Origin of the sequence: Corynebacterium sp. BD556 (assembly GCF_038452275.1) — a bacterium.
Lineage (GTDB): Bacteria > Actinomycetota > Actinomycetes > Mycobacteriales > Mycobacteriaceae > Corynebacterium > Corynebacterium mayonis.
Genome location: NZ_CP141643.1, coordinates 1,674,573 through 1,686,805 on the forward strand (window position 1 = coordinate 1,674,573; position 12,233 = coordinate 1,686,805).

General features: G+C 61.0%; 9 protein-coding genes and 1 tRNA gene. 5 read left to right on the forward strand and 5 right to left on the reverse strand.

All coding sequences use genetic code 11. The annotated features are described in order from the left end of the window. Positions 1-37: 37 nt before the first annotated feature. Positions 38-1,321: a pyridoxal phosphate-dependent aminotransferase gene (locus VLL26_RS07830; RefSeq protein ID WP_342318546.1), complete on the forward strand. Its 1,284-nt coding sequence runs from the start codon at positions 38-40 to the stop codon at positions 1,319-1,321. Between the two features lie 115 nt (positions 1,322-1,436). Here VLL26_RS07830 and VLL26_RS07835 read toward each other — a convergent pair whose 3' ends face one another. From VLL26_RS07835 to dcd, 3 genes are read right to left on the reverse strand one after another with little or no spacing between them, the layout of a single operon-like run. Further along, positions 1,437-1,577, reverse strand: a complete 141-nt coding sequence (locus VLL26_RS07835) for a hypothetical protein (protein WP_342318547.1) — start codon at positions 1,575-1,577, stop codon at positions 1,437-1,439. A gap of 38 nt (positions 1,578-1,615) precedes the next feature. Beyond that, positions 1,616-2,935, reverse strand: a complete 1,320-nt coding sequence (locus VLL26_RS07840; RefSeq protein ID WP_342318548.1) for a UDP-glucose dehydrogenase family protein — start codon at positions 2,933-2,935, stop codon at positions 1,616-1,618. A 45-nt stretch (positions 2,936-2,980) separates the two neighbouring features. Continuing rightward, on the reverse strand, positions 2,981-3,544 hold the full coding sequence (gene dcd / locus VLL26_RS07845) for a dCTP deaminase (RefSeq protein WP_342318549.1): 564 nt from the start codon (positions 3,542-3,544) through the stop codon (positions 2,981-2,983). 66 nt (positions 3,545-3,610) lie between these two features. Here dcd and VLL26_RS07850 point away from each other — a divergent pair. Next, positions 3,611-3,684, forward strand: a tRNA-Gly gene (locus VLL26_RS07850). Between the two features lie 132 nt (positions 3,685-3,816). On the opposite strand, the gene VLL26_RS07855 is transcribed toward VLL26_RS07850, so the two are convergent. Then, on the reverse strand, positions 3,817-5,394 hold the full coding sequence (locus VLL26_RS07855; protein WP_342320180.1) for a VanW family protein: 1,578 nt from the start codon (positions 5,392-5,394) through the stop codon (positions 3,817-3,819). 175 nt (positions 5,395-5,569) lie between these two features. Beyond that, the gene (locus tag VLL26_RS07860; protein WP_425292309.1) at positions 5,570-6,700 is read right to left on the reverse strand and encodes a glycoside hydrolase family 3 N-terminal domain-containing protein; all 1,131 of its coding nucleotides are present in this window, start codon (positions 6,698-6,700) and stop codon (positions 5,570-5,572) included. 156 nt (positions 6,701-6,856) lie between these two features. On the opposite strand from VLL26_RS07860, the gene VLL26_RS07865 reads away from it, so the two are divergent. From VLL26_RS07865 to VLL26_RS07875, 3 genes are all read left to right on the forward strand, one after another. Next, positions 6,857-7,054: a DUF2613 domain-containing protein gene (locus tag VLL26_RS07865; protein WP_342318551.1), complete on the forward strand. Its 198-nt coding sequence runs from the start codon at positions 6,857-6,859 to the stop codon at positions 7,052-7,054. A 48-nt stretch (positions 7,055-7,102) separates the two neighbouring features. Then, positions 7,103-10,000, forward strand: a complete 2,898-nt coding sequence (locus VLL26_RS07870) for an alpha-(1->3)-arabinofuranosyltransferase domain-containing protein (RefSeq protein ID WP_342318552.1) — start codon at positions 7,103-7,105, stop codon at positions 9,998-10,000. 176 nt (positions 10,001-10,176) lie between these two features. Continuing rightward, positions 10,177-12,228 (forward strand): glucose PTS transporter subunit IIA, encoded by a 2,052-nt coding sequence (locus VLL26_RS07875; protein WP_342318553.1) that lies wholly within the window; start codon positions 10,177-10,179, stop codon positions 12,226-12,228. Positions 12,229-12,233: the final 5 nt, after the last annotated feature.

Here is a 12,233-nt window from a genome sequence, read left to right on the forward strand (position 1 = left end):
CCCTCGGGGCTTTAAGACTCCTGGCTAGTATTGTCACATGAGCAAAAAGCAGGATGGCAAGTCTGGTGACAACGTCAAGTCGACGAGCGCTGTGCCCAAGCACCGCCACTTCGACCAGGCGGACAAGCTGAAAAACGTCTTCTACGACATCCGTGGCCCTGTGAGCGCCACCGCTGAGGCGATGGAGCGCGACGGCCACACCATTCTCAAACTCAACACCGGCAACCCCGCCATTTTCGGCTTCGACGCACCCGATGTGATCATGCGCGACATGATCGCCGCGCTGCCGACTTCACAAGGTTATTCCGCCTCAAAAGGCATCATCCCGGCACGCCGCGCGATTGTCACCCGCTACGAGGTGATCGACGACTTCCCCCACTTCGATATCGACGATGTCTACTTGGGAAACGGTGTCTCCGAACTGATCACCATGTCTACTCAAGCCTTGCTCAATGACGGCGACGAAATCCTCATCCCCGCCCCCGACTACCCACTGTGGACTGCGGCTTCGACCCTCGCTGGCGGCAAACCGGTGCACTACCTGTGTGACGAGGAGGATAATTGGAACCCCTCGCTCGAAGACATCCGTTCCAAGGTGACTTCAAAAACCAAAGCCATCGTGGTGATCAACCCCAACAACCCGACGGGCGCGGTGTACTCCCGCGAAACCCTCAAAGGTATCGCCGACATCGCCCGCGAACATGAGCTGGTCGTCTTTTCCGACGAAATCTACGACCGTGTGCTCTACGACGGCTCCCAACACATCTCCATGGCCGAGGTTGGCCCCGACCTTGTCACTGTGACCTTCAACGGCCTGTCCAAGGCTTACCGCGTCGCCGGCTTCCGTGCTGGCTGGATGGTGATAACTGGGCCTCGCCGCCGCGCCAAAGGCTTCATCGAAGGCCTTGATCTGCTCGCCGGCACCCGCCTGTGCGCGAATGTGCCCGGACAACACGCCATTCAAGTTGCCCTCGGCGGCCGCCAATCCATCTACGAACTCACCGCCGAAAACGGACGCCTCACCGAACAACGCAACATCACCGTGAAGAAGCTGCGTGAAATCCCCGGCATTTCTGTCATCGAACCCAAAGGCGCGCTCTACGCCTTCCCCAAAATCGACACTGAAATGTACAACATCCACGACGATGAACGCTTCATGCTCGACTTACTCAAATCCGAGAAAATCCTCATGGTGCAGGGCACCGGCTTCAATTACCCGAAACCTGACCACTTCCGTGTAGTGACCCTGCCTTGGGCATCCCAGCTTGAAAACGCCATCGAGCGTCTCGGCAACTTCCTTAGCGATTACCACCAACACTAGGGCTGCTGGGGGTCTTGTGGCCTGGGGCTCTACGGTGCACGAAGAAGCTGAAAGCCCAGCGCCCTAGCTTTGCCGGAAGCTGTCCGGGCAGGACAGTTCCCAGTCGGCGGCCCATTCAGAGGGCACGTCGCACAGGGTACATCCGCAAGATGGGGTGCTTCGTCTGGGTGAGGTCATGAATGGCAACGCCACCCAACACCGCAGCGGCGGCACCGAGCGCGCCTTTGCCAAACTTTCCTGTCATCTTTTTGGCCATGGGAACCATCTTGCCCGACGCTGAGGCAGCTTCGCATGTCAAACGTTTCTTCCCAGTGCGCGCACGGTCCAGCCAGCAGCTTGCCAGGCGGGCACAGCGAGGACATTGCGGGCGTCGATAAGCAATTGCTTATCGACGAGCCCCGCCACCTCAACAGGATCCATCTCGCGGAACACCTGCCACTCCGTGGCGAGGATGACAAGCTCGGCGCCAGAAAGCGCATCGTCAAGCGAAGCTGCGTAATCCAACGTGGGAAACACACGGCGCGCATTATCCATCGCCTCCGGATCAAACACACGCACATCCGCACCCGCCAACGACAACTGCCCCGCCACCGCCAGCGCCGGCGAATCACGCACATCATCCGAATTCGGCTTAAACGCCGCCCCCAGCACCGTAATCCGCCGGCCAATCAACGACCCAAGCTCCTCACGCGCAATATCGACCACACGCTGACGCCGCCGCATATTAATCGCATCGACCTCACGCAAAAACGTCAACGCCTGATCCGCACCCACCTCACCAGCACGCGCCATAAAGGCACGGATATCCTTCGGCAAACAACCCCCACCAAAGCCCAACCCCGCACCAAGAAACTTCCGCCCAATGCGGTCGTCATAACCAATAGCGTCCGCCAACTGCGTCACATCCGCACCCACGATCTCACAGACCTCGCTCACGGCGTTGATAAACGAAATCTTCGTGGCCAAAAACGCATTCGCCGCCACCTTCACCAGCTCCGCCGTCTGCAAATCCGTCACAAGAAACGGCGTGCCCTGAGCCAACGGCGCCGCGTAGACCTCACGGGCGATCTCCTCCGCACGCGAATCATGCCCCCGCGTACCCAACACAATCCGATCCGGCTCAATCGTGTCCTTCACCGCGTAACCCTCACGCAAAAACTCCGGATTCCACGCAATCTCCACACGCGTGCCCGGCCCCGCCAAACCATCAGCCCGTTCCTGCAAAGCAGCCGCCGTACCCACCGGCACCGTCGACTTGCCCACAATTACATGATCGCCTTCCAACAGCGGCACCAAATCATCAATCACAGCCTCCACAAAACGTGTATCAGCCGCATAAGAACCACGCTGCTGCGGCGTACCCACCCCAATGAAATGGACATTCGCACTCCGCGCCGCCGCAGCGTAATCAGTAGTGAAATCCAACCGGCCCGCCTCAATGTTGCGCTGCAACACCTCCGGCAAACCCGGCTCAAAAAACGGAACCTCACTATTTTTCAACCGCGAAATCTTGGACTCATCGACATCCACACCCAACACATCATGACCCAACTCAGCCATGCACGCCGCGTGCGTCGCACCCAAATACCCGGTACCAATCACCGTCATACGCATGCGTCCCATCATGGCACGCACACAGGAAAACCGCTGCGCGAGAAACTAACGGAAATTCAGGTACGCCTTCGACGGTGTCGGTCCGCGCTGGCCCTGGTACTTCGACCCCAAACCACCGGAACCATAAGGCACAGCCGCTGGTGAAGTCAGATTGAACAGCGCCATCTGCCCCACCTTCATGCCCGGCCACAGCGTGATCGGCAAATTTGCCACATTCGACAACTCCAAGGTGATGTGGCCGGAAAAACCGGGGTCAATGAAACCGGCAGTTGAATGGGTCAAAAGGCCCAAGCGACCCAAGGAGCTTTTGCCCTCAAGACGGCCAGCGAGGTCGTCGGGCAGAGTGAAAAGCTCAAGGGTGGAAGCCAACACGAACTCGCCCGGGTGAAGCACAAAAGCCTCGCCTTCCGGGACCTCAACCAGTGTGGTCAGCTCCTCCATCTCCAACTTCGGGTCAATGTGGGTGTACTTCGAATTGTTAAACACCCGAAAAAAGCGGTCCATGCGCACATCAACGGACGAAGGCTGCACGAGCTGAGGGTCGTAAGGGGCGATGCCGAGGCGGCCCGAATCGACGGCCTCGCGGATGTCATGGTCTGAAAGAAGCACGCCCACAGTCTAGCTGCCACCAGTTTGTTAAACACCCGCCGTCGGGTGCTAAGATTTCCTAGCATTGCCGACGTAGTTTAATGGTAGAACATCAGCTTCCCAAGCTGAGAGCGCGAGTTCGATTCTCGTCGCCGGCTCCAAACTTTAAGGGCCGTATCCCCCCAGCGCCCCTGCCCGGCAATGACTCTTTAGGCCTACCTCACCCAATTTGTCTGCCGTTGCGGCCCGGACTCACGCTGTTGCAGTGGGTGTGGGCTCAATGCGCCGGGGGACTACCCGCAGCGGATAATCGGCTGGGGGTCGTACACCGTGGTCTGCGTCTCGCGGGAGATTTCGTTGCCCGAAAGGTCCCTAATTACCCGTGTGTCTGAGGTGGTAAAGCCCGGCGCCCCACCCGAAGGTGCGCAACTGGGGCCAGCCACCGTCTTCGGCTGGGGCTGGGTCGGCACCCAGCGCCCACCGTTGATCGACTCAACTTGGACCGTTTTGACACCCATCAGCCTCACGGTCACATCGCTGGCGCTGGCGCTAGCGACAATTCTGACTGGGTACGCCGAATCATTACGAAAGACCAGGTCAATCGCACCCTCAAAGACGGTCGCTTCGCGGCCAGCCGGGTAGCGGGAGATGTAGTAGGAGTGCGGCGTATGAGCCACATCCGTCATGCCCGCGAAATACGCGGCGTTGTATAACGTGGTGGCGAACTGGGAGATACCGCCGCCGACAGCCTTGTCGGCGTGTCCATCGAGAATAATCCCAGATTCCACATAACCCTGAGCCGTGCCGCGCGGCCCGGTGTAGCCGTTGAGGGAGAAAGTTTCGCCCGGGTTGACAATGGCACCGTTGACCTTGTTAGCCACGAGGCGAATGTTGGTCCCGGAGGCGGAACTAAACCCACCGGTGGTAAAGGAGCCCACTTCCTCGTTGAAGGTCGCCGACTCCGCTTGCTCGGTGGTGAACTTCGCCGGGACTGGCTTGTACTCCGCAACCCACTCGCGCTCAGCGGCGCCGAGGAGCCGATCATCGAAACCCGCAAGGGTTTTATCCCAGTCAACATCCAAACCATCAACACTGGGTTCCACACCGCCGCCTGCAAGCACACGGGCGTTTTTCATCTCGGTGACTGTGGGGGCGAGCTGTTCTCCGAGGATTTGCCCGACGCGCTCACGGTTGATCACCGCGTCGATGCGGTCATCGACATTGTTGAACTCAACGATCTCGCCGAGCCGCTCCTTGCTTATTACCGCCTCGACGTTTTCGCGCCCACGCACGCTCAGCGGGCCAGATAGTGCGGCCTTAACGGGGCCCTCCAGCGCCGCTGTGATCACTGCTTCGTTGATCTTCGGTTCCACAGGATTCGGCTCAACGTTGACACCTTCGGGACTGAGCCAACCGGAAGTGATCGCTTCTTTCAACGCGGCGCGCTCAACTTCTTGCCCTAAGACCGGGTCGTTGACCTTCGCGTTGCCGCTGGCAATTTCAATGAAGCCGTCGATCGGGTCGCGGTAGAGCTCCTTGCGCAAACGGTCGAGCTGGGGGGAAAGCTTTGAATCGTCGACAGCGGTGACCGTATCAACTTCGTGGGTAGTAAACAGGTTCTTCAACCGCACAATCGGGTTGGCGGACTCAACACCGGCGGAGCGGACCGTCTCGCGCCAATCTACGTCCAGTCCCGCCTCGGCAGGAACGAACTTCGCGGACTGCTTGCCGGCGTGTACGGTCACAGGTTTCGTCACGTTCGAACCGAGCTCATTTTTCAGCTTCGCCTCTGCCTCATCGGGTGCCTTACCGCCGATTGACACCCCGCCGACCGTCGTGCCGCGAGGCACATTGCCTCGGTTCATCGCCATGTCCGCGACGTAAAGCGCCAGCAAAATAGCGAAAATACCGACGACTATCCCCAGCAGGATCCTGCCCACCCTGCCGCCACCTTGCCGTCCGCGCGAAGTTCCTGTTACCTTACTCACCCGTCTAAGGGTAGTAGAGGACTAAAAAACTGCCTAGTGGTGACCGTAGATGCCGCTGTCAGAGGCCTACGCTGAGTAGTTGCTGCTGCGTCCTCACCGCCGCAGAATCAATGCGCTGCATTGGGATCTCCCCGGATTTCACCGCGGCGGTGACCTCATCAATGATCAACGCTACATCGGCTCCCGAGGACCACAGCGCCTGATCCGCACCAGCCGCAATCGAGTTCTTCACCGCCTCCGGGGTGGGCTGGTAATCCAAAATCCCGCGCATGCCCGATAAATCGTCAGTCACCACCACCCCATCGAAAGGAACCCCTCCCGGGTAATCGCCCTCGCGCAGGATGCGGTAAGCCTCAGGGTTAAGCGAACACGGCACCCCCTCCGGGCCGAGGCCAGGCACAATCATGTGCCCCATCATCACGCTGGCCTGGGTAAAACGACTCAACGCCGGGCCGTAAGGCACAAGGTCGAAGCGGTGCAGCTCCTCAATCGGTGGGGTCAGCGCCAAACCTAAGTGAGTATCGCCGGAGGCGCGGCCGTGGCCGGGGAAATGCTTGAAGGTCGGGGTGACGTGGGCGTCGGCAAGCCCCTGCGCAAACAGCATCGACACGCGCGCGACCTCGGCCGGGTCGGAATCGAAAGCACGGTCGCCGACGATCGCAAGACCAGCGCCGTCGACGTCGAGAAGCGGCGCGTAATCAACATTGACCCCGTGGGCGCGCAGGGAACGCCCAATGTCGTAGCCGGTGCCCTGGATGACCTCCGGCGGCTGCTGGGCAAGGTCACCCGGCGGCATCCACTCGCCGAGCACCTGCGTGTGGCGCTGAACACGGCCACCCTCAAAATCAATCGCCACCGAAAAAGGCCGCTGGTACTGCTCCCGCAGCGCGTTAATGTTGCGCCCCTGCTCCGTCAGCAGCCGCGGATCTGCCCAACTCGGAACAATCAGCCCACCCACACCCTCGTCGAGCGCGGCGCGGGCCTGCTCATAGTTCGCCACGCCAACCACCATCAAAGAGGCGACCTTCGCCCTGACTTCCTGAGGAACGCGCTGCTGGGCGGGCGAAACCTCCGGCTGCTCAACGTCCACCGTCGGCTCCGGCAACGACTCCCCGGCGGGTTGCTGCGGCGCGCACCCGGCAAGCGCCAACACACTGAAGGCGACCACGAAGGCGCGGGCGGAAACTATCACGTCTTCCTCCTTACTAGGTGCGGTCTTTCGACGGGGACAAAACGTGTTCACTGTACCCAGAGGCGCCCACTCCACCTACCCATAACAGCGAAAAACGCCCCCTCTCCCGAACACAGCCTGGATTCAACCGCCCGCGCTGCTAGAATCTCGGCCATGTCGAAAAAACCCCAGCACCTTCCCCAGCGCGCACTGTCCCCGCTGGTGGCCAGCATCGTTGTCGGCATCGTGCTGGGCGCCGTCGGAGTTATCGGCATCGCCTCCTTTTCCGGTCAAAGCACAGTGCCGGCGGGCAACGCCGTGCCCGCACACGAGGCCGTCCTCGGCGGCCCGGAGTACGGCTCGCGCCAGTAGGCGCCCTTGCTTAATAAACACCCCGTCTTCAGTCACCTTTTCGGGTGGGTGCTTTTCACCCTGGTCATTTTCGCGCAACCTCCGGGCCGCGTCGCCGCCGATACGAAGTTCAACCTCACCCAGAACCCGCTCGGGTTTTTGCGCCAAGCCACCCACGCTTATACCGACCAGTTCACTCTCGGGCAGATTCAAAACCAAGCCTACGGCTACCTCTTTCCCCAGGGCCCCTTTTTCCTCTTGCCATTTCCGGATTGGGTGCTGCAGCGTTTGTGGTGGTCGTTGCTTGTCTGCCTCGCCTTTTCGGGAACCTTACTGTTGGCCCGCCGGATCGGGCTGCCGCACGGGGCCGCTGTTTTCTCCGCGGTGCTCTACGCCTTTAGCCCCCGGATTTTGACCACCCTGACCGCTATTTCTTCGGAGGCCTGGCCGGTCGCGCTCGTGCCGTGGACGCTTGTTGGTCTTGTGCGGCAACGCCCAAACGTGGCGGCTTCGCTCATCCCGGTCGCCCTGATGGGGGCGGTCAACGCCACCGCAACCATTTTCGCTTGCGTTCCGGCGTTGGTGTTTTTGCTGTGGCGCCGCCAAGCCCGCGCCGCTGCTCTTTGGTTTGTTGGTGCGGTGTTGCTAAGCGCCTGGTGGATCGGCCCGCTGCTCGTGCTGGGGCGCTACTCGCCGCCGTTTACGGAGTTCATCGAATCCGCCTTCGTCACCTCCTTTTGGCTCAACCCAGCCGAGATCCTGCGCGGGATGACAAGTTGGTCGCCGTTCGTGGACACGGAACGCGCCGCCGGTTTCCTGCTTGTTGCTGAACCTGTGTTCATCCTGGCCACCACCTTTGTTGCTGCGATCGGGGTGGCGGGACTTGCCCGGCGCGACATGCCGTGGCGTGGTTTCTTCGTGGCACTTTTCGCGCTCGGCTTTTTTGTTCTGGGCACTGCGCACTTTGTGCCTTCGCTTTACGACGGCCCCCTTGCCCCCTTCCGCAACTTGCACAAACTCGATTTCTTGGTGCGTTTGCCTGTGGTTTTAGGTGCTGGGTGGGCGCTGTCGCATGTGCGCCCACCGGCGGTGGTGGCGGCGGTGCTGGCGGCGGTGGTGGCGATTGCCCCTGTATGGTCGCTGCGCCTTTTGCCCCAGGGGACGTGGACGGAAGTGTCGCCCGACTGGGTTGCGGCTGGTCAGTGGCTCAATGAGCATGCTGCGGGCACTCGTAGTTTGGTGGTGCCGGCGAGTTCCTTTGCGCGCCAAGACTGGGGCTGGACCCGCGACGAGCCGATTCAGGCTGTCACTGATGTCAATTTTGCGGTGCGCGACGCGGTTCCTTTGGTGGCTCCGGAGACAATCCGTGGGCTTGACGGGCAGGTCTACGCTTTGGACGGGGAGGCGTTGCGCTCCCTTGGTGTCGGTGCGATCATTGTGCGCCATGACCTTGAGGCCGCACCTGACACCCCGCAGTTAGGTGCGCCCACGGCGCGTTTCGGCGCGGTGGAAATTCATCTTCTGGAGGGCAGCCGCGACATGATGCTTACGTCTTTTGCCCCGGTGCGTGTCGACGGCGGCGGGGAGGTCTTAGCCCTTTTGTATAAGGAGCGCGGTTATTTCCCCGCCACTTTGACCGGGGACAATCCCACGATCATTACCGACACCCCAGCGTTGGCGGCACGCAACTACGGCACGCTGCGCTCTCCGCTTTCTGCCCATCTTTACGATCTTGCGGAGGGCGCCGATGTGCGCAACCGCCTGAAGGACTACCCCTCCTCCGGCACGCCGGTGGCGGTAACGCAGGTGGGTCAGGCTCGCGCTTCGAGTTCTGCTGCCGACGCCACCGCGTTCGGCGGCGCCAACCCTTCCGCTTCGCTCACCGCCGCTTTTGATGGTCTTGCTGAGACGGCTTGGTGGCCCGCCCCCGGCGACGAGGAGGCCTGGATCGAAACAAGTGTCGAGGGCAGCTCCATCTCTATTACCGCCACTGAGGACACCACCGTTGTGCTTAGTGACGATTCCTCCCAGCGCTCCATTTCCCTTGTCGGCGCAGAAGCTCGCTCCATCCGGGTTCACGGTGATTTAGCGCGCATCACGTTGACAGGGCGCGTGGGCATTACCCAAATCGACTCAGGTGTTTCGCGCATCGTGGAGGTGCCGGGCACCGCTGAGAATTACTTCTTCCAGCGCATCTTTCCCGCAACGCAGCTCATCCACCGCCGCTTCACCACGGACACCCCTGCGACCTGGGAGTTTAGTGCGCCCGCCACGGTTGACGGCGAGCCCGTCGAAGGCACTGCCTACCTTGAGGCGGGCGCCCATGAGGTGCTTTCGACCGCTGAAACCCTCAGCATTAGCCGTACGGTGTTTGAGCCGCCAGCGTGGACGGCTTTCAACGGCCACGTCGACGCGCGCGAGAATGAACAGATCATTGTGACTACCCGCGGTTTCAACGCAGGCTTGCGCGGCAGTATCGACGACACAACGCTTGAGCCCACGCTTATCGACGCCCACATGCAGGGCTTCCGCGTCCCACCCGGCGTCGGCGGTGAGTTCACCATGACCTTTGCCGGTGAGCGCCCCTACCGCCTCAGTCTCGCCGCAGGAGGTGCACTTTCCTTTCTCACCTTTGTGGGCTGCACCATACTTGGCCTGTGTGGGTTGCGCCGCCGCGAATGTTTCGCCCATCCGGGCCCGGGCGAGCGCACCTGGTCTGCCTCACTGGCCGCCGTCGGTGTTGGCCTTGTGCCGGGTGCGTTGGCCTTTACCGCTGTGTGGGCGATCCGACGCTTCACGTTGATCCCCTCGTGGTTAATCGCTGGCGGGTCCACCGTGTTTATGGGTTTGTGGTTGGCGCGTGCGCCTTGGCCCCAGGAAAACTACGCGGGCAGCTCATTTTTGGTTCTGATAGCGGGCTGCGCGGCGCTTGCGGCTCTTTCCTGGCCTGATGGGGACGGACTGTGACTTGCCTTGCCTTATTGCCGTGGTGGGGTCTAAAGTCACAATTGTAGAAACCAACCCAGGGTTGTTACTCGGAAATGAGGCAAGACCTGAGGCATCCACTTGGTGGTGTCTCGGGTCTTTTTCTTTCCCCTCACCTTCGACACCAGCCCTGCCCTAACAAGTCAAGGAAGGTCACGATGTCAACATCGCGGGATTCCAGTGCGCGGGCGATCGTCGAAAATCTCGGCGGGGCAGAAAACATCGCCAGCCTCACGCACTGCGCCACACGTTTGCGCCTCGAGCTACATGACGTGGGCAAAGTCAACGAAGTCGAATTGGATGCAGTCCCCGGAGTTTTGGGAACCGTCCACCAAGGCGACAGCCGCTACCAAGTGATCTGCGGTGGTGGCGTGGAGTCCATGTATACCGCCATTACGCACCTGCCCGAGATGAAAAACAGTGGTGCAGCCGCACGCTCCGACGCCGACGTCAAGGAAGAAGCCCGCTCCAAAGCGCGCGGCAAGTACGCCTGGCTGGACAACTTCTTCGAGTACCTGTCGGACTCGTTTCGTCCTATTTTGGGCGTGCTGCTGGGTGCGTCGCTCATCATTGCGATCGCGGCGGTGCTCGACGCGTTCCACGTGATTGATTTCCGCGACGACAACAAGTCGGCCACCTGGGTATTCTTCGACGCAATGTGGCGCAGCGTGTTCTACTTCCTGCCGCTGATGGTGGCCTACAACGCGGCGAAGAAGCTGCGCGTCGACCCGTGGCTGGGTGCTGCGATCATGGGCGCGCTCATGACACCCGAGTTCATGAGCCTGTCGGACCCGCAGCGCTTCCCCGAAACCGTCTCCACCACCAACGAGGCCCTGGGCAAGGACCTGTTTAGCACCACGATCTTCGGTCTGCCGATGCAGCTCAATGACTACGGCGGGCAGGTGTTCGTGCCGCTGATCATGGTGGCGATCCTGGCGGTGGTCTACCACGCACTCAAAAAGATCTTCCCGGACAACGTGCAGATGGTGTTTGTGCCGTTTATCTCCATGCTGATCATGATCCCGCTGACTGCCTTTTTCATCGGCCCGTTGGGGATATGGCTGGGCAACGGAATCGGCACCGGTTTGGCCTGGATGAACTCAAACGCGCCGTTTATCTTCGCCATTTTGATCCCGATGCTTTACCCCTTCCTCGTGCCGCTCGGCCTGCACTGGCCGCTCAACGCCTTGATGCTGGTGAATATCCAAACACTGGGCTACGACTTCATCCAGGGCCCGATGGGCGTGTGGAACTTCGCCTGCTTCGGCGCCACCGCCGGTGTGCTTGCCTTGTCGATGCGCGACCACGACACCCAGATGCGCCAAACCGCCAGCGGTGCCCTCGCCGCCGGCCTCTTCGGCGGTATTTCCGAGCCCTCGCTCTACGGCATCCACCTGCGCTTTAAGCGCATCTACCCGCGTATGCTGCTGGGGTGTTTCGCAGGCGGTGTGACCATCGCGATCCTGTCCGCCCCCTTTGAAGGTGTGAAGACGCAAGCTTTCGTGTTCACCTCGCTTCTGACCACCGTGGTGTTTAACCCCGTGTGGGTCTACATCGTGTCCATCGCGGTGGCCTTCTTCGTGGCCATGTTCGCCATCGTCCTTACTGATTACCGCACACCCGAGGAAAAAGCCGAAGCCGCAGCCGCACGCGAAGCTGAGCGTGCCGAGGCTGAGCGTGCCGAGGCTGAGCGTGTCGAACCCACGCTGGTTGCTGCTTCTGCTGGCGGCGGCACCGCCGTCGCCACCGCGATTGCCACTATCCCAGTGCAGGCGCCGGTTGCTGGAGAGCTGGTCAGCCTCGCAGAATCCGGCGACAAAGTCTTCGCTTCCGGGGCCCTCGGCGCCGGCGTGGGCATCGTACCTAGAGAATCCGCCGTGGTCGCGCCGGTAACTGGCACCCTGGTCACTGTGGCCAAGACCGGCCACGCCTTTGGCATCAAAACCGATGAGGGTGTCGAGGTGCTCGTCCACGTCGGCATCGACACCGTCAAGATGGACGGTGAAGGCTTCGAGGTGGCCGTGGAGAAAAAGCAGCGCGTGAAAGCGGGCGACTTGCTCACCACCGTCGATTTCGACGCCATCTCAAAGGCCGGCTACCCCACAACCACCTTGATCACGGTGACGAACAGCAAGAAGCTTTCCAGCGTTGAACCTCTCGCCGCAGGAACGGTAAGCGCCGGGGACACCGTGATCGAAGTTCAGCCATAATCGGT

Bases quoted from the DNA above. Each gene is read 5' to 3' on its own strand.
- VLL26_RS07830 (WP_342318546.1), top strand. From the start codon at position 38: ATGAGCAAAAAGCAGGATGGCAAGTCTGGTGACAACGTCAAGTCGACG.
- VLL26_RS07835 (WP_342318547.1), bottom strand. From the start codon at position 1,577: ATGGCCAAAAAGATGACAGGAAAGTTTGGCAAAGGCGCGCTCGGTGCC.
- VLL26_RS07840 (WP_342318548.1), bottom strand. From the start codon at position 2,935: ATGCGTATGACGGTGATTGGTACCGGGTATTTGGGTGCGACGCACGCG.
- VLL26_RS07855 (WP_342320180.1), bottom strand. From the start codon at position 5,394: ATGGCGATGAACCGAGGCAATGTGCCTCGCGGCACGACGGTCGGCGGG.
- VLL26_RS07865 (WP_342318551.1), top strand. From the start codon at position 6,857: ATGTCGAAAAAACCCCAGCACCTTCCCCAGCGCGCACTGTCCCCGCTG.
- VLL26_RS07875 (WP_342318553.1), top strand. From the start codon at position 10,177: ATGTCAACATCGCGGGATTCCAGTGCGCGGGCGATCGTCGAAAATCTC.